Annotated in this window: 30 protein-coding genes; 6 read left to right on the plus strand and 24 right to left on the minus strand. The window is 65.6% G+C overall.

The annotated features are described in order from the left end of the window. Nucleotides 1–19 precede the first annotated feature (19 nt). On the plus strand, nucleotides 20–1,000 hold the full coding sequence (lipA, locus tag ACTHJ1_RS15800; RefSeq protein WP_440194171.1) for a lipoyl synthase: 981 nt from the start codon (nucleotides 20–22) through the stop codon (nucleotides 998–1,000). 99 nt (nucleotides 1,001–1,099) lie between these two features. Continuing rightward, nucleotides 1,100–1,369 carry a hypothetical protein gene (locus tag ACTHJ1_RS15805; RefSeq protein ID WP_440194174.1) on the plus strand — a complete coding sequence of 90 codons (270 nt, stop codon included), beginning with the start codon at nucleotides 1,100–1,102 and terminating at the stop codon, nucleotides 1,367–1,369. 99 nt (nucleotides 1,370–1,468) lie between these two features. Here ACTHJ1_RS15805 and ACTHJ1_RS15810 read toward each other — a convergent pair whose 3' ends face one another. After that, nucleotides 1,469–2,245: a Nif3-like dinuclear metal center hexameric protein gene (locus ACTHJ1_RS15810; RefSeq protein ID WP_440194177.1), complete on the minus strand. Its 777-nt coding sequence runs from the start codon at nucleotides 2,243–2,245 to the stop codon at nucleotides 1,469–1,471. 22 nt (nucleotides 2,246–2,267) lie between these two features. Here ACTHJ1_RS15810 and ACTHJ1_RS15815 point away from each other — a divergent pair, with 22 nt between their 5' ends. Next, nucleotides 2,268–3,170, plus strand: a complete 903-nt coding sequence (locus ACTHJ1_RS15815) for a trypsin-like peptidase domain-containing protein (protein WP_440194180.1) — start codon at nucleotides 2,268–2,270, stop codon at nucleotides 3,168–3,170. Between the two features lie 52 nt (nucleotides 3,171–3,222). On the opposite strand, the gene tatC is transcribed toward ACTHJ1_RS15815, so the two are convergent. From tatC to ACTHJ1_RS15920, 21 genes are all read right to left on the minus strand, one after another. Then, nucleotides 3,223–4,017: a twin-arginine translocase subunit TatC gene (gene tatC / locus ACTHJ1_RS15820; protein WP_440194183.1), complete on the minus strand. Its 795-nt coding sequence runs from the start codon at nucleotides 4,015–4,017 to the stop codon at nucleotides 3,223–3,225. Further along, nucleotides 4,014–4,592, minus strand: coding sequence for a Sec-independent protein translocase protein TatB (tatB, locus tag ACTHJ1_RS15825; protein ID WP_440194186.1), 579 nt, complete (start codon nucleotides 4,590–4,592; stop codon nucleotides 4,014–4,016). Before tatB ends, tatC begins: the two co-directional genes overlap by 4 nt. Next, the gene (gene tatA / locus ACTHJ1_RS15830; protein WP_440194189.1) at nucleotides 4,592–4,813 is read right to left on the minus strand and encodes a Sec-independent protein translocase subunit TatA; all 222 of its coding nucleotides are present in this window, start codon (nucleotides 4,811–4,813) and stop codon (nucleotides 4,592–4,594) included. Before tatA ends, tatB begins: the two co-directional genes overlap by 1 nt. 11 nt (nucleotides 4,814–4,824) lie before the next feature. After that, nucleotides 4,825–5,196: a histidine triad nucleotide-binding protein gene (locus ACTHJ1_RS15835; protein WP_440194315.1), complete on the minus strand. Its 372-nt coding sequence runs from the start codon at nucleotides 5,194–5,196 to the stop codon at nucleotides 4,825–4,827. Between the two features lie 10 nt (nucleotides 5,197–5,206). Next, nucleotides 5,207–5,554 (minus strand): phosphoribosyl-ATP diphosphatase, encoded by a 348-nt coding sequence (locus tag ACTHJ1_RS15840; RefSeq protein ID WP_440194192.1) that lies wholly within the window; start codon nucleotides 5,552–5,554, stop codon nucleotides 5,207–5,209. Further along, complete coding sequence (gene hisI / locus ACTHJ1_RS15845; RefSeq protein ID WP_440194195.1) at nucleotides 5,551–5,991, minus strand: phosphoribosyl-AMP cyclohydrolase; 441 nt, start codon at nucleotides 5,989–5,991, stop codon at nucleotides 5,551–5,553. The genes ACTHJ1_RS15840 and hisI overlap by 4 nt, the downstream gene beginning before the upstream one ends. 20 nt (nucleotides 5,992–6,011) lie before the next feature. Further along, complete coding sequence (hisF, locus tag ACTHJ1_RS15850; RefSeq protein WP_440194198.1) at nucleotides 6,012–6,809, minus strand: imidazole glycerol phosphate synthase subunit HisF; 798 nt, start codon at nucleotides 6,807–6,809, stop codon at nucleotides 6,012–6,014. Beyond that, entirely contained in the window at nucleotides 6,806–7,546 is a 741-nt protein-coding gene (gene hisA, locus ACTHJ1_RS15855) for a 1-(5-phosphoribosyl)-5-[(5-phosphoribosylamino)methylideneamino]imidazole-4-carboxamide isomerase (protein ID WP_440194201.1), read from the minus strand. Before hisA ends, hisF begins: the two co-directional genes overlap by 4 nt. An 81-nt stretch (nucleotides 7,547–7,627) precedes the next feature. Next, nucleotides 7,628–8,329 (minus strand): imidazole glycerol phosphate synthase subunit HisH, encoded by a 702-nt coding sequence (locus ACTHJ1_RS15860; protein ID WP_440194204.1) that lies wholly within the window; start codon nucleotides 8,327–8,329, stop codon nucleotides 7,628–7,630. A gap of 79 nt (nucleotides 8,330–8,408) precedes the next feature. Next, on the minus strand, nucleotides 8,409–8,996 hold the full coding sequence (gene hisB / locus ACTHJ1_RS15865) for an imidazoleglycerol-phosphate dehydratase HisB (protein WP_440194207.1): 588 nt from the start codon (nucleotides 8,994–8,996) through the stop codon (nucleotides 8,409–8,411). Nucleotides 8,997–9,062: 66 nt separating this feature from the next. Beyond that, nucleotides 9,063–10,367: a histidinol dehydrogenase gene (gene hisD, locus ACTHJ1_RS15870; protein WP_440194210.1), complete on the minus strand. Its 1,305-nt coding sequence runs from the start codon at nucleotides 10,365–10,367 to the stop codon at nucleotides 9,063–9,065. A gap of 215 nt (nucleotides 10,368–10,582) precedes the next feature. Next, nucleotides 10,583–11,236: an ATP phosphoribosyltransferase gene (hisG, locus tag ACTHJ1_RS15875; RefSeq protein WP_440194212.1), complete on the minus strand. Its 654-nt coding sequence runs from the start codon at nucleotides 11,234–11,236 to the stop codon at nucleotides 10,583–10,585. Beyond that, the gene (gene murA, locus ACTHJ1_RS15880) at nucleotides 11,236–12,495 is read right to left on the minus strand and encodes a UDP-N-acetylglucosamine 1-carboxyvinyltransferase (protein WP_440194215.1); all 1,260 of its coding nucleotides are present in this window, start codon (nucleotides 12,493–12,495) and stop codon (nucleotides 11,236–11,238) included. Before murA ends, hisG begins: the two co-directional genes overlap by 1 nt. Continuing rightward, entirely contained in the window at nucleotides 12,495–12,740 is a 246-nt protein-coding gene (locus tag ACTHJ1_RS15885) for a BolA family protein (RefSeq protein ID WP_440194218.1), read from the minus strand. The genes murA and ACTHJ1_RS15885 overlap by 1 nt, the downstream gene beginning before the upstream one ends. Before the next feature lie 22 nt (nucleotides 12,741–12,762). Further along, entirely contained in the window at nucleotides 12,763–13,560 is a 798-nt protein-coding gene (locus ACTHJ1_RS15890) for an ABC transporter permease (RefSeq protein ID WP_440194221.1), read from the minus strand. Beyond that, complete coding sequence (locus ACTHJ1_RS15895; RefSeq protein ID WP_440194224.1) at nucleotides 13,557–14,360, minus strand: ABC transporter ATP-binding protein; 804 nt, start codon at nucleotides 14,358–14,360, stop codon at nucleotides 13,557–13,559. Before ACTHJ1_RS15895 ends, ACTHJ1_RS15890 begins: the two co-directional genes overlap by 4 nt. Nucleotides 14,361–14,439: 79 nt before the next feature. Beyond that, nucleotides 14,440–15,087, minus strand: a complete 648-nt coding sequence (locus ACTHJ1_RS15900) for an MlaC/ttg2D family ABC transporter substrate-binding protein (RefSeq protein ID WP_440194227.1) — start codon at nucleotides 15,085–15,087, stop codon at nucleotides 14,440–14,442. A 9-nt stretch (nucleotides 15,088–15,096) separates the two neighbouring features. Then, nucleotides 15,097–15,888 carry an MlaA family lipoprotein gene (locus tag ACTHJ1_RS15905; RefSeq protein ID WP_440194230.1) on the minus strand — a complete coding sequence of 264 codons (792 nt, stop codon included), beginning with the start codon at nucleotides 15,886–15,888 and terminating at the stop codon, nucleotides 15,097–15,099. A 10-nt stretch (nucleotides 15,889–15,898) separates the two neighbouring features. Beyond that, nucleotides 15,899–16,405, minus strand: a complete 507-nt coding sequence (gene mlaD, locus ACTHJ1_RS15910; protein ID WP_440194233.1) for an outer membrane lipid asymmetry maintenance protein MlaD — start codon at nucleotides 16,403–16,405, stop codon at nucleotides 15,899–15,901. Nucleotides 16,406–16,414: 9 nt separating this feature from the next. Continuing rightward, a complete protein-coding gene (mlaE, locus tag ACTHJ1_RS15915) occupies nucleotides 16,415–17,191 on the minus strand; it encodes a lipid asymmetry maintenance ABC transporter permease subunit MlaE (RefSeq protein ID WP_440194236.1) in 777 nt (258 codons plus the stop codon). After that, nucleotides 17,188–18,048 carry an ABC transporter ATP-binding protein gene (locus tag ACTHJ1_RS15920; protein ID WP_440194239.1) on the minus strand — a complete coding sequence of 287 codons (861 nt, stop codon included), beginning with the start codon at nucleotides 18,046–18,048 and terminating at the stop codon, nucleotides 17,188–17,190. The genes mlaE and ACTHJ1_RS15920 overlap by 4 nt, the downstream gene beginning before the upstream one ends. Before the next feature lie 90 nt (nucleotides 18,049–18,138). Between ACTHJ1_RS15920 and ACTHJ1_RS15925 the strand changes: the two genes are divergently transcribed. After that, a complete protein-coding gene (locus ACTHJ1_RS15925; protein WP_440194242.1) occupies nucleotides 18,139–18,324 on the plus strand; it encodes a hypothetical protein in 186 nt (61 codons plus the stop codon). Here the strand turns inward: ACTHJ1_RS15925 and ACTHJ1_RS15930 are convergent. Then, nucleotides 18,295–19,263 (minus strand): helix-turn-helix transcriptional regulator, encoded by a 969-nt coding sequence (locus tag ACTHJ1_RS15930; protein ID WP_440194244.1) that lies wholly within the window; start codon nucleotides 19,261–19,263, stop codon nucleotides 18,295–18,297. The genes ACTHJ1_RS15925 and ACTHJ1_RS15930 overlap by 30 nt on opposite strands. Nucleotides 19,264–19,363: 100 nt before the next feature. Between ACTHJ1_RS15930 and ACTHJ1_RS15935 the strand changes: the two genes are divergently transcribed. Together ACTHJ1_RS15935 and ACTHJ1_RS15940 are read left to right on the plus strand one after the other, a co-directional pair. Continuing rightward, nucleotides 19,364–20,104, plus strand: a complete 741-nt coding sequence (locus ACTHJ1_RS15935) for an NIPSNAP family protein (RefSeq protein WP_440194247.1) — start codon at nucleotides 19,364–19,366, stop codon at nucleotides 20,102–20,104. Nucleotides 20,105–20,124: 20 nt separating this feature from the next. After that, complete coding sequence (locus tag ACTHJ1_RS15940) at nucleotides 20,125–20,787, plus strand: glutathione S-transferase family protein (RefSeq protein ID WP_440194250.1); 663 nt, start codon at nucleotides 20,125–20,127, stop codon at nucleotides 20,785–20,787. Nucleotides 20,788–20,806: 19 nt separating this feature from the next. On the opposite strand, the gene ACTHJ1_RS15945 is transcribed toward ACTHJ1_RS15940, so the two are convergent. After that, complete coding sequence (locus ACTHJ1_RS15945) at nucleotides 20,807–22,273, minus strand: glutamate synthase subunit beta (RefSeq protein WP_440194253.1); 1,467 nt, start codon at nucleotides 22,271–22,273, stop codon at nucleotides 20,807–20,809. Between the last annotated feature and the right edge of the window lie 8 nt (nucleotides 22,274–22,281).

The raw sequence follows: 22,281 nt of genomic DNA on the forward strand, positions 1-22,281 counted from the left end.
CGAACGAACGGAACCCGCAATGACTCCTGCCCCCGAATCCCTCACCGCGACCCAGGCTGCTGATCCGCATCAGAAGCAAAAGAACAAGTTCAAGGTCAAGACCATTCCCATTCAGGTCGAGCAACCGGCCGAGCGTCTGAAGAAGCCGGAATGGATCCGGGTGAAGGCCGCGACGACCGGGTCGCGCTTCTTCGAGATCAAGCGCATTTTGCGCGAGCACAATCTGCACACGGTGTGCGAAGAAGCCTCCTGCCCGAACATCGGCGAGTGCTTCGGCAAGGGCACGGCCACCTTCATGATCATGGGCGACAAGTGCACGCGGCGCTGCCCGTTCTGCGACGTGGGCCACGGGTATCCCGACCCGCTGGACAAGGACGAGCCGATCAATCTGGCGCGCACCATCGCCGCGCTCAAGCTCAACTACGTGGTGATCACGTCGGTGGACCGCGACGACCAGAAGGACGGCGGCGCGGCGCACTTCGTCGATTGCATCGCGCGCACGCGCGAGCTGTCGCCCAATACGCGCATCGAGATCCTGGTGCCGGATTTTCGCGGCCGCCTGGACCGCGCGCTGGCCATCCTGAACGCCGGTCCGCCGGACGTGATGAACCACAATCTCGAAACCGTGCCGCGCCTGTACAAGAAGGCCCGCCCCGGCGCCGACTACGCGCACTCGCTCAAGTTGCTGGCCGAGTTCAAGGCGCTGCATCCCGACGTGCCCACCAAGTCCGGCCTGATGCTGGGACTGGGCGAGACCGATGATGAAATCCTGCAGGTGATGCGCGATATGCGCGCGCACAACGTAGACATGATCACCATCGGTCAGTACCTGCAGCCTTCCGAATATCACCTGCCGGTGCAGCGCTACGTGCACCCCGACACCTTCGCGATGTTCGAACGCGTAGCGTACGAGATGGGTTTCACGCACGCGGCGGTGGGCGCGATGGTGCGGTCTTCGTACCACGCGGACCAGCAGGCGCATGCGGCCGGCGTAGCCTGACGCATCGAGGCGATTGCAAGATCGCCGCCTCGCTCGAATAAAAAAGCCGCCTGAATTTTCTGGCGGCTTTTTTGCGGGCTACGAGCGGGTCAAGAAGCCATGCATTTTTTGATCGACGCGTTTTTTGCGGCGCCGGAAAGCGGTTTGCCGCTCTTGCTTACGGCCCGGGCTTCGCAGGTGGCCTGTTCGCACTTTTTCATGAACGACGTCTTGGCGGCACCCGCAAGCGCCTTGCCGTTCTTATCGACAGCCTTGGCTGCGCAGGTGCTGGATGCCGAAGCGGGCGCCTGGGCATGGGCGGATAGCATGCACATCGAGCCGATGATCGCAACGAGCAGTTTTTTCATGTCGATTCCCCAAAGTATGTAAGCCGGCCGTGTAAACCGAGTGCTTATGCTACCCGTGAACACGGCTGAATTGATGAGGCGGCGGGCCAGGAAAACCAGACGGACCGATCGGCATGGCGGGTCACACCGGGTTGTCGATATCGACGAATTCGACCTTGATGCCGAAATGTTGCGCGATGGCTGCACCCAGGGCCTGCACGCCGTAGCGCTCGGTGGCGTGGTGGCCGGCGCCGATGAAGCCGGTATGGGTTTCGCGCGCCAGATGCACGGTGGGTTCGGAGGCCTCTCCTGTGATGTAGGCGTCGGCGCCGGCTTCGATGGCGGCGTCCAGAAAACCCTGGGCCGCGCCGGTGCACCAGGCGACGCGGCCGACGGGTTGGGTCGGATCGCCCACGGTCAGGGGCGTGCGGTTCAGACGCTGGGCCACGCGCCCGGCGAGCTCGCCCAGGGTGGACAGCCCAGGGGCGGCACCCAGCCAGATGAGATTGTCCGGGCCGCAGGTGCGCGGCAGGCCGTCCGTGCCGGTTTCCGGCGCCAGGCCCAGGATGCGGGCGAGCTGCGCGTTGTTGCCCAGTTGCGGGTGGGCGTCCAGCGGCAGGTGGTAGGCGAAGAGGTTGAGCTCGTGGGCCAAGGCCAGCGTCAGCCGGGTGCGGCGCGGGCCGCGCACGCGGGGGTCTTCGTTTTTCCAGAACCATCCGTGGTGCACCAGCACGGCGTCGGCCTGGCGCTCGACGGCGACGCGCAGCAACGCCTCGCTGGCCGTAACCCCGGCGATAATGGAGCCTATTTGCTCGCGACCCTCGACCTGCAGGCCGTTGGGGCAGTAGTCCTTGAAACGCGCGGTTTGCAGGGTGTCGTCCAACCAGGCGGCCAGTTCGCGAGTGGCGATCGTTTTCATCGTTGAGGTATTCCAAGGGATCATGCGTCGCCTTTGGCTGATATTTGCGCAGGCCGTCACGATTTGTCTGGCCATTTTATTCGTCGTCACCACGCTGCGGCCGGATTGGCTGCGACTGGCCGGCCCGTATCGGCCGGCGCCGCCGCGGGTCGGCATCGAGCCGCCGCCCCTGCCGGCCAGTGCGGGCAGCCCGGCGCCGCGCCGCGAGCCGGAGATGGCGCGGCGCAGCGGCGTAGTGTCGTATGCCGACGCCGCCGCGCGTGCGATGCCGTGGGTGCTTAACGTGTACACCACCAAGCACGTGGACGTGCCGCTGGTGCCTTTGCCCGACGATCCCATGCTGCAACGCCTGTTGGACCAGGTGCCGGGCATGAGCCGGCGTCGATCGTCGTCCAGCCTGGGATCGGGCGTGATCATGAGCAGGGACGGCTATGTGCTCACCAACTACCACGTGGTCGAGGCGGCCGACGCCATCGAGGTCGTATTGAGCGACGGTCGCAAGACGGCGGCGAATGTGGTGGGCTCGGATCCGGACACGGACCTGGCCGTGCTCAAGCTGGAGGGCAATCTGAGCCGCCTTGCGGTGGCGGCCCTGGCACCCGACAATTCCTTGCGCGTGGGCGACGTCGTGCTGGCCATCGGCGATCCGTTCGGCGTGGGACTGACCACGACGCAAGGCATCGTCTCTGCCCTGGGCCGCAATGGGCTGGGCACCAATACGTTCGAAAATTTCATCCAGACCGATGCGGCCATCAACCCGGGCAATTCGGGCGGCGCGCTCATCGATACGCGCGGTCAGCTGGTGGGGATCAACACCGCCATCTATTCGGATACAGGCGGCTCGATGGGCATAGGCTTCGCCATACCTGTCGCGGCGGCGCGGCAGGTCATGGGCAAAATCATCCGGGCAGGCCGGAAGAAATAGCGATTCGACCTCGGGCGAGTTGCAGCGTCCGCGTCAGCGCGCGGCCGCGCGTTCAGTCACGCTCGACGAGGTCGGTGGACGAGGCGTCTTCTTCGCTTTGCTTGGGCTGCACGAAGCGTGCAGCCAGCAGACCCAGCTCGAAGAGCAGGCACAGGGGCACCGCCAGCATGCACATGCTGAGCATGTCGGGCGGCGTGACCACGGCCGCGATGACGAAGGCAGCCACGACCATGTAGCCGCGCATGCTGCGCAGCTTGTCCAGTTGCACGATGCCCGTCTTGACCAGCAGCACCACGACCACCGGCACTTCGAAGGTGACGCCGAAGGCCAGGAACATGGTCATGACGAAGCTGAGATAAGCCTCGATGTCCGGCGCCGGCGTGATCGACTGCGGGGCGAAGTTGGCGATGAAGTGAAAGACCGTGCGAAAGACGAAGAAGTAGCAGAACGCCATGCCCATCATGAAGAGCAGGGTGCTGGAGACGATGAGCGGTAGCGCCAGGCGCTTTTCGTGGCGGTACAGGCCGGGAGCGACGAAGGCCCAGGCCTGGTAGAGCACCACGGGCAGTGCGATCACCAGCGCGGCCATCATGGTGACTTTGATCGGCACCATGAAGGGCGTGATGACGCCGGTGGCGATCATGTGCGTGCCCTGGGGCAGCGCATTGAGCATGGGCCTGGCCAGCAGGTCGTAGATATACGAGGCGCCGGGATAGAGGCAGAGCACGAAGAACACCGCCACCACGGCTATGCCGGCCCTGATCAGGCGCGAGCGCAGCTCGATGAGGTGGGAGATGAAGCTTTCTTCTTTTTGCGGCTCTTCTTCGGGGGCTGCGTTGTTGCTCACGTGGGCGTACCCGTGGTGGTGTTGACGGGCGGCTTGGCCAGCGGCTCGGGACGTGTCGCGGCCGCGGGCAAGGGGTCGGCCAGCGGCAGCTCGGCCTGAACCGTGTGGGCCTGCGCAGAGGTTGCCGGCGCCGGGAGGGCCGGCTCGGGTTCGACGGGCGCCGCTTCGTGCGCGGCCGCGGCGGCAGGGGAAGCGACGTCAGCCGGCACGGTCTCGGGCGCCGCGGACTCCGCCGTCAAGGCGGCGTTGGGATCGACGATGCGCTTCTTGGTCTCGGCCACGGCGTCGTCGAGCTGGGTCTGCAAAGCCTGCCCGGCAGTGTGGATGGTGTTTTGCGTTTCCTGCAGCGACGTGCGCAATTCGCCCGCGGCGTCGTCCATGCCCTGCTTGAGCTTGCGGAACTCTTCGAGTTCGACCTCGCGCTGGATGTCGGCCTTGACGTCGTTGACGTAACGCTGCGCGCGGCCCATCAGGTGGCCGACAGTGCGGGCCACCTTGGGCAGGCGCTCGGGGCCGATGACCACCAGCGCGACTACGCCGATGGTCGCCAGTTCGGCAAAGCTGAAGTCGAACATCAGGCCTGGTTTTTCTCTTTGGCCTGGACGTCGATGGTTTCGCCGGTGACGCTCTTTTGCGTGACCTGCGACGGTTCCGCCGAGCCGTCCTTCATGCCCTCTTTGAAGCCCTTGACGGCGACGCCGAGATCGGAACCGACGTTGCGCAGTTTTTTCGTGCCGAAGATCAAAGCCACGATGACCAGAACGATCATCCAATGCCAAATGCTGAAGCTGCCCATTTTGTGCTCCTTTATGATGCCAGCGTTGCCAGACGCGCCTGCCATGGGCGCGGGCCGCCGAGTATATGGAAATGCAGATGGGCCACTTCCTGGCCGCCGTCCTTGCCGACATTGGAGACCAGGCGAAACCCGCCTTCGGGCCCGGGACGGCAGCCGTTTTCAGCAGCCAGCCGCGGGACCAATGCCATCATTCTACCCAACCAGCCCGCATCGGCGGCGGTAACGTCGTCCAATGAAACAATGTGCTTGCGCGGGATTACCAGAAGGTGCACCGGCGCGGCGGGATTGATATCGTGAAAAGCGAGGAATTCTTCGTCTTCATAGACCTTCTTGGACGGGATCTCGCCTTTGGCAATCTTGCAGAAGATACAGTTTTCGCTCATGGATGCCTCATCATTGGGCGGGACGGCGGGCTTTTTCTTCAAGTCCGGACAGACCCTCGCGGCGGGCCAGTTCGGCCAGTACGTCCTCGGGGCGCAAATTGTAGTGCGTGAGCGCGACCAGGCAATGGAACCACAGGTCGGCGGTTTCGGACACGATGCGGTCCGGTTGCCCGTCCTTGGCGGCCATGACGAGCTCGGTGGCTTCTTCGCCGATTTTCTTCAAAAAAGCATCAGGCCCCTTGGACAGAAGCTTGGCTACGTAGGACGTTGCCGGATCGCCACCCTGGTCGGGACGACGCGTGGCCAGGGTGTCGGCCAGCCGGGCCAATGTGTCGCCGGTGGATGCGGAAGCGGTCATTTGTAGATGAGTTCGGGGTCTTTGAGCACCGGATCGACGGTGATCCAGGTAGCGTGGCGGGCTGTGCCGTCCAGGCGGCGGTAGAAGCAGCTGGCACGGCCCGTATGGCAGGCGATGCCGCCGATCTGCTCGATTTTGAGCAGGATGACGTCGCCGTCGCAATCCAGGCGCAACTCGTGCACCTGCTGCACGTGGCCGGATTCTTCGCCCTTGCGCCACAGACGCTTGCGCGAGCGCGACCAGTACACGGCGCAGCCGGTGGCGGCGGTTTCGTAGAGGGATTCGCGGTTCATCCAGGCCACCATCAGCACCTGGCCGGTGGCGGCGTCCTGCGCGATGGCGGGGACGAGACCCTGCTCGTCGAAGGCGACATCGGCCAGCCAGTCGGGCAGGTCGGTGTCAGCGGTTGCGGGGGCCTTGCCGTGGGTGTCGCACATGGAAGTCTCGCTGGCGGTTCTTAGAGCCGCACGGGGATGCCGCGCTCGGCCATGTACGCCTTGCACTCGCGCACGGAATGCTGGCCGAAGTGGAAGATGCTGGCGGCCAGCACGGCGCTGGCACGGCCCAGCGTGACGCCGTCGGCCATGTGCTGCAGATTGCCCACGCCGCCGGAGGCGATCACGGGTACGGGCACGGCGTCCGACACCGCGCGCGTGAGCGCCAGGTCGAAGCCTGCCTTGGTGCCGTCGCGGTCCATGCTGGTGAGTAGGATCTCGCCGGCGCCGTAGGCGGCCATGCGACGCGCCCAGGCGATGACGTCCAGGCCCGTGGCCTTGCGTCCGCCGTGGGTATAGACCTCCCAGCGCTCGGGCTCGCCCTCGGCAGAGGCCTTGCGCGCGTCGATGGCCACTACGATGCATTGCGAGCCGTGATGGTCGCTGGCCGCGCGCACCAGTTCGGGGTTGGCCACGGCGGCGCTATTGATGCTGATTTTGTCCGCGCCGGCGTTGAGCAGGCGCTGGATGTCGGACACCTGGCGCACGCCGCCGCCCACCGTGAGCGGAATGAAGACCTGCGAGGCTACCTGCTCGATGATGGGCAGGATCAGGTCGCGGCCGTCGCTGGTGGCGGTGATGTCGAGAAAGGTGAGTTCGTCGGCGCCCTGTTCATCGTAGCGGCGCGCGATCTCGACCGGATCGCCGGCGTCGGTGAGGTTGACGAAATTCACGCCTTTGACCACGCGCCCGGCGGTAACGTCCAGACAGGGAATGATCCGGCGTGTCAGCGCGTTGGCGGGGGCGGCGGCAGCGTTCATTGCGCGAGTTCGTCCGCCCGGGCCTGCGCGGCCTCGAAGTCGAGCGTGCCTTCGTAGATGCTGCGGCCCAGGATGGCGCCTTCGATGCCTTCGTCCTCGACGGCGCACAGCGCTTCGATATCGGCAATACCGGCGATGCCGCCGGAGGCGAACACGGGGATGCGCACGTGCTGCGCCAGGCGCACCGTGGCTTCGACGTTCACGCCCGAAAGCATGCCGTCGCGGCCGATGTCGGTGTAGATGATGGCTTCGCAGCCGTAGTCTTCGAACTTTTTGCCCAGGTCGAGCACGTCGTGCTTGGTGAGCTTGCTCCAGCCGTCGGTGGCCACTTTGCCGTCGCGCGCGTCCAGGCCGACGATGATGCTGCCGGGGAAGGCGCCGCAGGCGTCGTGCAGGAAGCCCGGGTTTTTGACTGCGGCGGTGCCGATGATCACGTAGGAGATGCCGGCGTCGAGATAGCGCTCGATGGTGTCGAGGTCGCGGATGCCGCCGCCGATCTGCACCGGGATGTCATCGTCCACGGCTTCGAGGATGGCCTTGATGGCGGCGCTATTGGCGGGCTTGCCGGCCACCGCGCCGTTCAGGTCGACCAGGTGCAGGCGCCGCGCGCCCAGCTCCAGCCAGTGTTTGGCCATGGCGGCGGGTTCTTCGGAAAACACCGTGGCATCGTCCAGGTCGCCCTGGCGCAGGCGCACGCAGCGCCCATCTTTGAGGTCGATGGCGGGGATCAGCAGCATGGTGAATGGCGTGCGTCGTGAAGTGTCGAAGGTGAAGAAAATGGCCTGCCATGCGCACGGCAAGCCGGGAAAGATGAAACTTTAGGGGTTCCAGTCTACAAAATTGCGGTAGAGCCGCAAACCGTGTTCGGCGCTCTTTTCCGGATGAAACTGAACCGCGAAAATGTTAGCGGCAGCGATCGCGCAGGTAAAGGCGAGACCGTAGTCGCTCATGCCGGCGATCAGGGCCGGATCTTCGGGCACCGCGTAATAGCTGTGTACGAAGTAGAAGTGCGTATTGTCGGGAATGCCGTCCCAGAGGGCGTGTGCGCGCGTCTGGCGCACTCGGTTCCAGCCCATGTGCGGCACTTTGAGGCGCTCGTCGCAGTCGCAGTCGATCAGCGGTGCGGCTTGCGCGTCGGCGGCGCAAGCTGTGCCCGCGTCTGTCACGGGCGGAGCGAATTGCGGGCCGGCGAAGCGGCGCACCGTGCCGGCGAAGACGTCCAGGCCGGGCGTGTCGCCTTCTTCGCTGCGGCTAAAAAGCATTTGTTCGCCCACGCATACGCCCAGTAGAGGCTTCTCGCGCGCGGCGCGCAGCACCGATTCGCGCAGGCCGGATTCGTTCAGCGTACGCATGCAGTCGGCCATGGCGCCCTGGCCGGGAAAGACGACGCGGTCTGCCGCCGCGATCTGGCCGGGCTGGTTGCAGATGCGGATGTCGGCATCCGGGGCGGCGTGCGCGAGGGCGCGCGCGACGGAATGGAAGTTGCCCATTCCGTAATCGACGATGGCGATGGTGCTCACGGGCTTCGTGGGTAGGTGATCGCAGCGGTAAGGGACGCGGCGCGGGCTGCTCGATGCCGCTTGCGCCGCGGGTTCTCTTTTACAGCACGCCCTTGGTCGAAGGCATGGCGCCGTTCTGGCGCGTGTCGACCTCGGCGGCCATGCGCAGGGCGCGGCCGAAGGCCTTGAAGACGGTTTCGCACTGATGGTGCGCGTTGGTGCCGCGCAGATTGTCGATGTGCAGCGTGACGAGGGCGTGGTTGACGAAACCCTGGAAGAATTCGCGCGTGAGATCGACGTCGAAGCTGCCGATGCGCGCACGCGTGAAATCGATGTTGAACACCAGGCCGGGGCGGCCGGAGAAATCGACCACTACGCGCGATAGGGCCTCGTCGAGCGGTACGTAGGCGTGGCCATAGCGACGCAAGCCGGCCTTGTCGCCGACGGCCTTGGCCACCGCCATGCCCAGCGTGATGCCGACGTCTTCGACGGTGTGGTGGTCGTCGATGTGCAGATCGCCCTCGGCCTGGATGTCGAGGTCGATCAGCCCATGGCGGGCGATCTGGTCGAGCATATGGTCGAGAAAGGGCACGCCGGTGGCGATGCTCTGCTTGCCGGTGCCGTCCAGGTTGATCGCGACGCGGATGCGCGTTTCGTTGGTATTGCGGGTGATTTCGGCGGTGCGCATGTCGAAATGCTCGGTGTGTTCGGAACCCGCGGTTGCTTTGGCGTTCGCGGGTCTTGCAGGCCTATTCTAGTCCAGACGGTAGCGGGCGCTGCCGGCGTGGGCCGCAAGGCCCTCGCCCATGGCCAGTTCGACGGCGATGCGGCCCAGGGTTTGGGCGCCCTGATGCGACACCTGGATCAGGCTGGAGCGCTTCTGGAAGTCGTACACCCCCAGCGGCGAGGAAAAGCGCGCGGTGCGCGAGGTGGGCAGCACGTGGTTGGGGCCGGCGCAGTAGTCGCCCAGCGCCTCGGAGGCATAGCGGCCCATGAAAATGGCGCCGGCGTGGCGGATCTTGGCGGCCCAGGTTTCGGGCTGCTCGGTGGAGATCTCCAGGTGCTCGGGAGCAATGTCGTTGGCGATGGAACAGGCCTCGTCCAGGTCGCGCACCTGGATCAGCGCGCCACGGTTGGCCAGGCTGGTGCGCAGGATGTCCACGCGGGGCTGCTGCGGCAGCAGCGTGGCGATGGCCGCCTCGACCTGCTGCAGGTAGTCGGCGTCTGGGCACAGCAAGATGGCCTGGGCCAGTTCGTCGTGCTCGGCCTGAGAGAACAGGTCCATGGCGATCCAGTCGGCCGGCGTCTTGCCGTCGCAGATGACCAGGATTTCGCTGGGACCGGCGATCATGTCGATGCCCACTACGCCGAACACGCGGCGCTTGGCGGCGGCCACGTAGGCGTTGCCGGGGCCGACGATTTTGTCTACGGCGGGAACGGTGGCGGTGCCGTAGGCCAGTGCGCCCACGGCCTGCGCGCCGCCCACGGCAAAGGCGCGATCCACGCCGGCGATGGCGGCGGCGGCCAGCACGATGGGATTGCGCACGCCGCCGGGCGTGGGCGTGACCATGACGACTTCGGGCACGCCGGCCACTTTGGCGGGGATGGCGTTCATCAGCACCGAAGAGGGATACGCGGCCTTGCCGCCGGGCACGTAAAGGCCCACGCGATCGAGCGGGGTGATCTTCTGGCCGAGCAGGGTGCCGTCGGCTTCGGTGTAGGTCCAGGTCTCGCCGCGCTGGCGCTCGTGATAGGCGCGCACGCGGTCGGCCGCGGCCTGCAGGGCGTCGCGCTGGGCGGCGGGCAGGGCGGCGAGCGCGGCATGCCAGTCGGCCTTGGGAATCTCGAGCGCGGCGACGGAGTCGGCCTCGACGCGGTCGAAGCGGCGCGTGTAGTCGAGCAGTGCGGCGTCGCCCTGCTTGCGCACGTTTGCCAGGATCTCGGCGGCGGTGCGGTCGATGGATTCGTCCTCGCCGGCTTCGAAGGCCAGCAGCGTGTTCAGATCGGCTTTGAAGCCGGCGTCGCGGGAGTTCAGGCGGTTGATGAGGGCGGCAGGCATGGGGTGGTCCGGTCTTGTCTGAGTTCTTGAGCCGCATGGGCGCCGCGGGCGTAAAGCGCGCTGGCTTCGAAGTGCCGGGCTTGGCCGCCGCCTTAGGCGGCCAAAGCCCGCTGCGCGGACTGCCCCGCCACTTAGGCGCCCGCGCGCTTTACGCCCGCGGCGCCCATGCTGGGTTCAGTGAGTCAGGGCGAGGCTCATTGCATTGTTTTGTTGGATCAACCCAGCGTAGCACGCGCGAAGGCGTCGATGATGGGTTGCAGGCGTTCGCGGCGGGTCTTGAGCGCGGCCTGGTTGACGATCAGGCGCGAGGAAATGGGCATGATGTCTTCGACTGCGACCAGATCGTTGGCGCGCAGCGTGTTGCCGGTGGAGACCAGGTCGACGATGCAGTCGGCCAGGCCGACCAGCGGCGCGAGTTCCATCGAGCCGTAGAGTTTGATGATATCGACGTATACGCCCTTGTTGGCGAAGTGTTCGCGCGCGGCGCGCGGGTATTTGGTGGCCACGCGCAGACGCGCGCCCTGGTGCACGGCGGCGTCGTAGTCGAAGCCGCGGCGCACGGCCACGCACAAGCGGCAGCGGGCGATGTCCAGATCGATGGGCTGGTAGAGCCGGCCGGGCTGGTCTTCAGCGTATTCGTGCAGCACGTCCTTGCCGGCGATGCCCAGGTCGGCCGCGCCGTATTGCACATAGGTGGGCACGTCGGAGGCGCGCACGATGATCAGGCGCAGGCCCGGGTCGCTGGTGGGCAGGATGAGCTTGCGCGAGTCTTCGGGGCTTTCGGGTACGGAGATGCCGGCCTCGGAAAGCAGCGGCAGAGTGTCGTCGAAAATGCGGCCCTTGGAGAGGGCAAGCGTGATGGGTTCCATCAGGGCTTTCCGGTAAGTCGTTCGATCTGCGCGCCCAGGGCGCCGAGTTTGCGTTCCATGCGATCGTAGCCGCGGTCCAGATGGTAGACGCGGTCGATGACGGTCTCGCCCTCGGCGACCAGGCCGGCGATCACCAGGCCGGCCGAGGCCCGCAGGTCGGTGGCCATGACCGTGGCGCCGGACAGGCGCGGCACGCCGCGCACCACGGCGGTATGGCCGTCGATGTCGATGTCGGCGCCCATGCGGCGCAGTTCCTGCACGTGCAGGTAGCGGTTTTCGAAGATAGTCTCGACGACGATCGCGGTGCCCTCGGCGACAGAATCCAGGGCCATGAGCTGGGCCTGCATGTCGGTGGCAAAGCCGGGATACTCGTGCGTGCGCGCGCCCACCGCGCGCGCACGGCCCGAGATGGCGCCGCGGATCCAGTCGGTACCGGTTTCGATGGTCAGGCCTGCCTCGACGAGCTTGTCGAGCGTGGCGCCCATATGGTTCGGCTCGACGTTGCGAAGCGTGATGTCGCCTCCGGCCGCGCCCACGGCGCACAGGAAGGTGCCGGCCTCGATGCGGTCGGGTATGACGCGATGCTCGGCGCCGTGCAGGCGCTCGACGCCCTGGATGACGATGCGGTCGGTGCCGTGGCCCTGGATGTCGGCACCCATCTTGATGAGCAGTTCGGCCAGGTCCACCACTTCGGGCTCGCGCGCGGCGTTTTCCAGCACGGTACGGCCTTCGGCCAGCACGGCTGCCATGAGCAGGTTTTCGGTGCCGGTGACGGTGACCATGTCGGTGCGGATCGATGCGCCCTTCAGGCGCTTGGCGCGCGCCACGATGAAGCCGTGCTCGATTGCGATCTCGGCGCCCAGCGCGGCCATGCCCTTGATGTGCTGATCCACCGGGCGCTGGCCGATGCCGCAGCCGCCGGGCAGCGAGACGCGCACTTCGCCGAAGCGCGCCAATAGCGGCCCCAGCACCAGCACGGAAGCGCGCATGGTCTTGACCAATTCATAGGGGGCTTCGAGCTTGTCGACCTGATTGGCCTGCAGCGTGACGGATTCGCCATTTTGCTCGGCGTGCACGCCCATCAGGCGCAGCAGCTTGAGCATGGTGTTGGTGTCGTTCAGCGCCGGCACGTTGGCCAGATGCACCGGGTCGGCCGTGAGCAGGCCGGCGCAGAGAATGGGCAGGGCGGCATTCTTGGCGCCGGAGACGACGACTTCGCCGTGGAGCCGGCGGCCGCCGGTGATGCGCAGTTTGTCCATTATTCAGCCGCCTTGGCGTATTCGCCCGGAGTCAGGGTGCGCATCGACAGCGCGTGGATTTCGGCTTTCATGCGGTCGCCCAGCGCGGCGTAGACGAGCTGGTGGCGGGCGATGGGGCGCTTGCCGTCGAAGGCGCTGCTGACGATGACGGCTTCGAAGTGCGAGCCGTCGCCGGTGACGTCGATGTGTTCGCAGGGCAGGCCGGCGGCGATGTAGTCGCGCACCTGTTCGGGAGTGGGAAGCATGGACGAGTCCTGTGCGGAGGTATCAGTGACGGAGCTTGTAGCCGCGGGCCAGAAGACGCAGCGCGATCAGCATGAGCGCGGCGAAGACGCCGGCCACCACGGCCAGGCTATGCCAGGGCGACACGTCGGATACGGCGAAGAAACCGTAGCGAAAGCCGTCGATGGTGTAGAAGAGCGGGTTCCAGTGCGACACGGCCAGCCAGAAAGGCGGCAGAGTATGGATGGAGTAGAACACGCCGGACAGAAAGGTGGCCGGCATGATGAGGAAGTTCTGGAAGGCCGAGAGCTGGTCGAATTTTTCCGACCAGAGACCGGCAATCAGGCCCAAGGTGCCCATGATGCCGCAGGACAGCAGGCCGAACGCCAATACCCACAAAGGCTGCGCCGGCATGAGGGGCGCGAAGTACAGGGCCGTGAGCCATACGCACAGGCCCACCGCCAGGCCGCGCGCCACCGCGGCCAGCACGTAGGCGCCGAAGAGCTCGTAGTGCGACATGGGCGGCAGAAGAATGAACACCAGGTTGCCCGACATGCGGCTCTGGATGATGGATGAGGACGGATTGGCGAAGGCGTTCTGCAACATGCTCATCATCATCAGCCCAGGGATGAGGAAGGCGGTATAAGGCACGCGGCCGTACACCAGCGTGTGGCCTTCGAGCACGTGGGCGAACACCACCAGGTAGAGCAGGGCGGTGATGACGGGGGCGGCGACGGTCTGGAAGGCGACCTTCCAGAAGCGCTGCAGCTCTTTGCGCAGCAGCGTGGGAAAGCCCAGGCCAGCCTGCATCTGGGGCTGGAGCAGCGCGGCGGGCTTGCTCATGCCGCGACCTCCTGCGTTGCCGGATCGAGCGGGTCTTCGTGCATGATGCGCACGAAGGCGTCTTCCAGGTCTGCGCCGCCTACACGTGCCAGCAGCGCGGCTGTGGTGTCCAGCGCCACCAGCCTGCCGCGTTTGAGCATGGCGATGCGGCCGCATAGTTCTTCGGCCTCTTCGAGGTAGTGCGTGGTCAGCATGATGGTGTGGCCCGCACGGTTCAGGCGCGAAATGAACTGCCACAGTGTATGGCGCAGGTCCACGTCCACGCCGGCGGTGGGCTCGTCGAGCACGATGACCGGCGGACGGTGCACCAGGGCCTGTGCCACCAGCACACGCCGCTTCATGCCGCCCGATAGGGCGCGCATATTGCTGTCGGCCTTGTCGGACAGGCCCAGGTTGTGCAGGATCTCGTCGATCCAGTCGTCGTTGTTGCGCAGGCCGAAATAACCCGACTGGTTGCGCAGCGTCTCGCGCACCGTGAAAAAGGGGTCGTAGACCAGTTCTTGCGGCACCACGCCCAGGGCGCGCCGCGCCGCCTTGTAGTCGGACACGACGTCGTAGCCGCAGACGCTGGCCTGCCCCTGGCTGGCGCGGGCCAGCCCGGCCAGAATGGAGATCAGCGTGGTCTTGCCGGCGCCGTTCGGGCCCAGCAGGCCGAAGAACTCGCCCGGTTCGATGCGCAGACTGACATCGTCCAGGGCCTGGAAGCCCGACCCGGCCGGCTGGCCCAGCCATTTGCGCCACCCGCGCGGGCGGGGCGGGTAGATTTTGGAGATGTGTTCGAGACTGACGGCGGCGGACATAAATAATAAGCGGCAGCCCGATCCAGGGGATCGGGCTGGAAAAGAGCGAATTTCACATTATATAAGCGTGAAATTTCGATCAGTTGCCGCCGTTGCGCTGGTTCAGCGCCTTGATCAGGCCGTCGATGCCGTTCTGGCTGATCTGCTGAGCGAACTGGTTGCGGTAGTTCTCGATCAGCCACACCCCTTCCACGTTCAGATCGTAGATTTGCCAGCCTTGCGAGCTCTTGCCCAGCCGGTAGTCGACTTCGATGGGTTGGGCATTGGTGTTGGCGATGATGACCGTGCGCACCACGCCGTCGTCGCCCTGGATGTCGTTGGCGCGCTTGGGCAGCAGCTTGATGGTCGTGCTCGGATCGACGCTGGTGAGCGCGCCGCTGTAGGTGCGGATCAGCGTGCCGCGGAATGCCTGGGCCAGCTCGGTGCGCTGCTGCGCGGTGGCGTTGCGCCAATAGTGGCCGGCGGCCAGGCGCGTGGTCTTTTCGAAATCGATATAAGGCAGGACGTACTGGTCCACTACCTTGTTGATGCGCGCAATGTCGCTTTCCTGGGTGGAACCGCCGGCCTTCAGCGCGGTCAGGGCCTGGTTGGCCACCTTGAGCACGAGCTGATCGGGCGGGCCGTTGGGATCGGGCTTGCCGTTCTGAGCCTGCGCGGCGACGGCCACGCAGGCCAGAGCGGCGACGCACAGCAGGCGTTTGAACAGAGCGGGGAAAAGGGACGGCATGACGACTCCTTACTTGGCCGGTGCGGCAGGCGCGGCGGCGGGGGTCGGCGCCGCGGGTGGGGGCGTGTCGCCCTCATCGTTGTAGTTGGGCAGCGCGTCGGTGTTGGGCTTGTTGCCGCGCACCATGGCCGCCCGGCGCTGCAGATACGCATCGCGCACGAAGCTGTAGGGGTCGAGCGCCGTGCGGTCGATGGTGTCGGTCACGCCCAGAAGACTGGCGCGCGTATCGACGAAATCCAGGCCATACAGCGAATTGCGCAGGCCTACGTTGCGGACGTCGTGCAGCGCCACCGGATCGCCGAACCAGTCGGCGGTCATGCCGACGCCGTCGCGCACCGTGCTCGGGCCGAGCAGGGGCAGCACCAGGTAGGGTCCTGGATGTACGCCCCACACGCCCAGCGTCGTGCCGAAGTCGCTGGAGATCTTGGGATCGCCGGTGCGCGAGGCGATGTCCAGGCAGCCGCCCAGGCCCATGGTGGTGTTCAGCATGAAGCGGCCCCACATATTGATGGCATCCACGCCGCGCTCTTGCAGCATGAGGTTGACGCCGCCCCAGACGTCGCCCAGGTTGCTGAAGATGTTGTGCACGCACGATTGCACCGGGTCGGGCAAGACCGTAGCGTAGAGCGTGGCCACGGGCCGCAGCACCAGGTGATCGACCGTGTCGTTGAATTTGTAGACGCCTCGATTGAACCCTTCCCAGGGGTCGCGGGGATTGGGATTGGACGGCGCGGCGCAGCCGGCCATGAGGGCACAGGCCAATCCGGCGGCGGCAAAACGAGAGATGAGAGGCATGCTCATAATGATGTTGTTATTGGTGCGCGCCGCCAGACCCGCTATTGCCCGAGGGGCTGGCGGTGCCTTGTTTGTCGGCCGTGTTGTAGAGGAATTTGCTGATCAGGTTTTCCAGCACGACTGCGCTTTGTGTATAGCGGATTTTTCCGCCCGCCGCAAAATTCTGGTCGTCGGCGCCGGCGGTCAGGCCCACGTACTGTTCGCCCAGCAGGCCCGACGTGAGAATGGCGGCCGAGCTGTCCTTGGGGAACTGGTACGCCGCGTTCATGTCGAGCGTGACGGTGGCCTGAAAGCTCTTGTTGTCGAAGCCGATGGCGGCCACGCGGCCCACTACCACGCCGGCGCTCTTGACCGGTGCGCGTACTTTCAAGCCGCCCACGTTGTCGAAAGAAGCGGTCAAGGGGTAGGTGCGCGCGAACGAGAAGCTGCTCATATTGCCGGCGCGCAACGCCAGAAATACCAGCGCGGCGGCGCCCAGCAGCACAAAAAGGCCTACCCAGAAATCGGTTTTCGTCTTGGACATGATGGTTCTCTAGCCTCCGAACATGAGGGCCGTCAGCAGGAAATCCAAACCCAGCACGGCCAGCGAGCCCACCACGACGGTGCGGGTGGTGGCGCGTGCCACGCCTTCGGGTGTGGGCTGCGCGTGCCAGCCTTCGTATAGTGCGACCAGCGTCACGGCGACGCCGAACACGACGCTTTTGAGCACGCCGTTGGCCACGTCTTGCCAGACATCCACGCCGCCCTGCATCTGCGACCAGAAGGCGCCGGCATCGACGCCGATGAGCAGCACGCCCACCACCCAACCGCCCAGGATGCCCACCATGGAGAACACGGCGGCCAGGATGGGCATGGCGATCACGCCGCCCCAGAAGCGCGGCACCAGTACGCGACGCAGCGGGTCGACAGCCATGACCTCCATGGCGGCCAGTTGTTCGCCGGCCTTCATGAGGCCGATTTCGGCGGTGAGCGATGTGCCGGCGCGGCCGGCAAAAAGCAGCGCAGTGACCACCGGCCCCAGTTCGCGCACCAGCGACAGCGCCACGAGCAGGCCCAGCGCTTCTTCGGAGCCGTAGCGGTTGAGCGTGTAATAGCCTTGCAGGCCCAGCACGAAGCCGACGAACATGCCCGAGACGGCAATGATCAGCAGCGAATAATTTCCGATGAAATGGATTTGCTGAGATACCAGGCGCGGCCGGCGTACGGCGATGCCGCTGCGTGCCAGCAGGGCGCCGAGAAAGCGGGTGAAGTCGCCGACGCCGCCGATGATGCCGAGCACGCGGGTGCCCAAGGCGCTGATGAGATTCATACCCGGTCCCCCTGCTTGCGCGCGGCGCGGGTGCCTGGTTGCTGCGCCAGCCAGGCTTCGAAGGCCGGCGTGTCGGGATAGTTGAAGGCCACCGGGCCATCGGGTGCGCCGTCCAGGAACTGGCGCACATACGGGTCCTGCGACACCTTGAGCGCTTGCGGCGTGCCGGACGCGGCAAGCTTGCCGCGTCCCACCAGGTACACCTGATCGGCGATGGCGAAGGTTTCGGCGACGTCGTGCGTGATCAGCACCGACGCGCAGCCGAGCTCATCGGCCAGATGGCGGATGAGTCGGGCCGTGATGCCCAGCGAAATCGGATCGAGCCCGGCGAAGGGCTCGTCGTACAGAATGAGTTCCGGCTCCAGCACCACGGCGCGCGCCAGCGCCACGCGCCGCGCCATGCCGCCGGAGATTTCCGCGACCTTGAGATGGGCCGCGGTGCGCAGGCCGACCGCGTCGAGCTTGGCCAGCACGCGGTCGAGGATGGCGGCCTCGTCGAGCCTGGTGTGTTCGCGCAGCGGGAAGGCGACGTTTTCGAAGACGTTCAGGTCGGTGAAGAGCGCGCCTTGCTGGAACAGCACGCCCATGCGCTGGCGCAGGGCGCGCAGCCCGGCGGGCGATTGCGCGGCGATGTCCTGGCCGAAGACCTTGACCGTGCCGCCTTGCGCGGCGATCTGGCCGGTGGCCGCGCGCAGCAGCGTGGTCTTGCCCGACCCCGAACCGCCCATGACGGCCACGACCTGCCCGGCCCGAGCCTGCATCGAGATGTCGCTGAGTACGGTGAAATCTCCATAGCCCAGGGCTACGCCGTTCAAGGACAGAGCGGGTTCCGGGGTGTTGGAAGAACTTTCAGGCATGGGCAGCCGAGGATCTGTTGGCACGAGCCCAATTGTAATGTAGTAACGTCGTGCTCCTCGTCGGGCCTGTCGCTTAGGGAGCCTCATTGCATGAATTCGATCGATTTCAATGCCGTTGCAAAAACCCTGCCTACCGCATGGAGATCCGTCGTCGTCGGCCAGGTCGGCCGGGCCGAGATCGTGGTCGAAGCCGGGCAAATGTACCTCGCGCAGGCGGGTGCTGAAAGCAGGCAAAGACGGACTGCGCTACGCATACAGCTTCTTCACTTTCAATAATTCCTTCATAAATCTGTTCCTGAGTTCCTTCGGCCCTACGATCTTCACTTCCGCGCCATATCCCAGCAGCGTGCGCGCGCCGTGCTCGATGGATTCGATGGGCAGCAAACATTCTTTCCATCCCGGCGGCACCGCCGCGCTGCCCGCGCTGTGCGGGACGGGGGCGGTCTTGACGCGGCCATTGGCCAGCCAGCGCTGGCCGCGCGGCGATACGGCGATGTGCGCCGTCAGCCGGTAGAGATCGGCTTCGTAGCGGTCCAGGGCATCGCGCCAGTACCGGGCCAGATCGAATCGCACGGGTCGTTTGAAGTGGCGGCGGGAAGATTTGAACTCCTGGATATTCGCCAGCCGGAAGGTCAGCGCCCCCGGTTTGCCCGCGATTTTCGCGATCAGGTACCAGACCCCCGCCTTGAGCACCAGGCCGAGCGGTTCGAGTTCGCGGCGGGACATGCCGCGCCAACTTTCATACTTGACCTCGATGCGATGCGAATTCCACACGGCATCGGCGGCGTCGCGCAGAAATGACGGCGTTTCCTGTGCGCGATACCAATCCACCGCGTCCACGTGCAGACGATTGGCGACGCGATCGGCCTGCTCGCGCAAATCCGGATGCAGGCTGGCGATCATCTTCTGTCGCGCCGAGCTTGCCATGCCGCCCAGGCCCAGTTCCGTCGCCGGTCCGGGCAGGCCCGCCAGCAGCAGCGCGCGTGCTTCGTCTTGCGTGAGTCCGGTGAGGTCGGTGCTCCAGCCCTCGCGCAGCTGAAAACCGCCGTTGCGGCCCCGGTCGCCCCAGATGGGCACGCCGGCCGCGGAGAGATGATCGATGTCGCGCAGAATCGTGCGCTCGGAAACCTCCAGCGCCTGGGCCAAGGCCGGCGCGGTCATGCGCCCGCGCGCCTGCAACAGCAGCATGATCGACAGAAGGCGGCCGGCTTTCATAAGGAATTGCTGTGCCTCAAATACATGACATAAGCTGTCATGTTATCGGACTTATCCTTGCCCGCATGATCAACACGCCCGATTTCCGCAAAGGCTGAAAATGAACCCGACGAGCATGCGCGACAACCCGCTGGGGTGCGTCGAACTGCGCCAGTACACCCTGCATCCCCATAAGCGCGATGTGTTGATCGATCTTTTCGACCGCGAGTTCGTCGAGACGCAGGAGGCGGTCGGCGTGACGGTCATGGGGCAGTTTCGCGACCTCGACGATCCGGATCTGTTCGTCTGGCTGCGCGGATTCGAAAGCATGCAGACGCGCCTGCGCAGCCTGACCGAGTTCTATGACGGCCCTGTCTGGCGAGCCCACGCCGATGCGGCCAACGCGACGATGATCGATTCGGACAATGTCCTGCTGCTGCGTCCAGCCTGGGAGGGCGCGCATCTGGCCGTCGATCCGACGCGCAGGGCAGGCCGAGGCGCCGTGGCGATACCGCCGGGATTCATCGACATCACGGTCTTGTATCTGCACGAACCCGCGTCGGCTCGGCACCTGGCCTTTTGCCGCGAACGCATGCAGGGTGTTCTCGATGCGGGCGGGGCGCAAGCCCAGGGGTGGTATGTGACCGAGCCGCGCGAAAACGATTTTCGCCGGCTGCCGGTGAGGGAGAACGAGCAGGTGCTGATGGGCGTCGCGGTGTTTCCCGACGTCGCACGGTTTGACGATTTCGGCCGGTCGAACCTGTGGGCGAGCGAGATCGCGCCCGAGTTGAGGCGCTGGCCCCTGCGGCGCACCGAGAGCCATCGACTTGCGCCCACTGCCCGCTCGGCCACGCACGCATGACTGCCATCCAGGAGACAAAGATGAAAATAATTTCAGGCCCGCTGAGCATGTTCGGCGCCAAGGTTGAGATCGCGGCGCGCGAGAAGGGCATCGATTTCGAACTGGCGATGGTGCCGTTCAGCCAGCAGCGCGGCTACGAGCCCAGAGATCCGGACGTATTGCGCATCAACCCGAAGCGCCAGGTGCCGGTGCTGATGGACGGCGACCTGGAGATCTTCGATTCCACGCAGATCTTCGAATACCTCGAAGACATCGAGCCCGATCCCGGTCTATGGCCGGCGCATCCCAGGGAGCGGGCGCGGGCGCGTCAGCTCGAGCACTGTAGCGACGAGGTGTATTTTCCGCACATCATCCGGTTGATGGGGCTGGAAAGCACGCCGGACGATCCCGCGGCACAGGCCGCGCGCCACGAAGCGGCGCAATACTACCGGCGCATGGAGCGCGTACTGGCGGACCGGGAGTATCTGGCCGGAACCTACTCTTACGCGGATATTGCGTTCTACATGGCGCAGCTGTTCGGTGCGCGCAAGGGCGCGCCGATGACAAAAGAAACGCCAAGCCTGCTGGCTTGGCGTGATCGGATGACCGAACGCGCGGCGGTGCGCAACGTCGCCGGCGCGATGGCGCGGTATCTGGTCTCGATCGGGGAGGCAATCCCCGATTTTCTGCGCGATATCGACTAGAAACTGCGCTTGCCGGCGATTAGCGCGGCAAATCGCTGGCGCCCATCAGGAACTCGTCCACGGCACGCGCGCACTGGCGGCCTTCGCGGATGGCCCAGACCACCAGCGACTGGCCGCGGCGCATGTCGCCGGCGGCGAATACCTTGCCGACGCTGGTGCGGTAGTCGTCGGTGTTGGCGCGCACGTTGCCGCGCGCATCGCGGTCCACGCCGAAGGCGTCGAGCACGGTCTGCACCGGCGAGACGAAGCCCATGGCCAGCAGCACCAGGTCGGCCTTCATTTCGAATTCCGAATCGGGGACTTCGGTCATTTTCATCTGGCCCGTGGCGTCGTCGCGAGTCCAGGCGACGCGCGCGGCGATGAGCTTCTCGACCTTGCCGTTGCTGCCTTCGAGCCGCTTGGTGACCACGCTCCAATCGCGCTGGCAACCCTCGTCGTGCGAAGACGAAGTACGCAGTTTGAGCGGCCAGTAAGGCCACACCAGCGGCTTGTTCTCGGCGTCTGGCGGCTGGTCGGTGATCTCGAATTGCGTCACCGTGGCCGCGCCGTGGCGGTTGCTGGTGCCCACGCAGTCGGAGCCGGTGTCGCCGCCGCCGATCACCACCACGTGTTTGCCGGTGGCCTTGGGCTGGCTGGTCAGTCGATCGCCCGCTACGGCCTTGTTCTGCGGACGCAGGAAATCCATGGCGTAATAGACGCCGGACAATTCGCGCCCCGGGATGGGCAGATCTCGCGGCGTTTCTGCGCCGCCGGACATGACCACGGCGTCGAAATCGGCCAGCAGCGATTCGGGCGTGCGCACCGTCAGGCCGTCGGCGCCCTTGTCGGTGGCCTTGCCGATATACGTCGCGGGGGCGAATTCAACGCCTTCGGCCTCCATCTGGGCGATGCGGCGGTCGATGAGCGGCTTTTCCAGCTTGAAGTCGGGGATGCCGTAGCGCAGCAGGCCGCCGATGCGGTCGCTCTTTTCGAATAGCGTCACGGCATGGCCGGCACGCGCCAGTTGCTGGGCGCAGGCCATGCCGGCCGGGCCCGAGCCGACCACGGCGACTTTCTTGCCGGTTTTGCGCACGGGCGGCTGCGGCTTGATCCAACCTTCGGCCCAGCCCTTGTCGATGATGGCGTGCTCGATCGACTTGATGCCCACCGCGTCGTCGTTGATATTGAGCGTGCAGGCGGCCTCGCAGGGAGCCGGGCAGATGCGGCCGGTGAACTCCGGGAAATTGTTGGTGGAGTGCAGCACGTGCAGCGCCTGCTGCCATTGCTGGCGGTATACCAGGTCGTTCCAGTCGGGGATGATGTTGTTGACCGGACAGCCGTTGGTGCAGAAGGGAATGCCGCAGTCCATGCAGCGGGCAGCCTGCTGCTTGGCCTGGCCGTCGTCCAGATGCAGAACGAACTCGTTCCAGTGCTTCAGGCGCTTTTGCGGGGCTTCGTACGCTTCCTGCAAGCGCGCGAATTCCATGAAGCCGGTGATCTTACCCATACTCAAGT

Origin of the sequence: Bordetella sp. (assembly GCF_051960075.1) — a bacterium.
Classification (GTDB): Bacteria; Pseudomonadota; Gammaproteobacteria; order Burkholderiales; family Burkholderiaceae_B; genus Bordetella.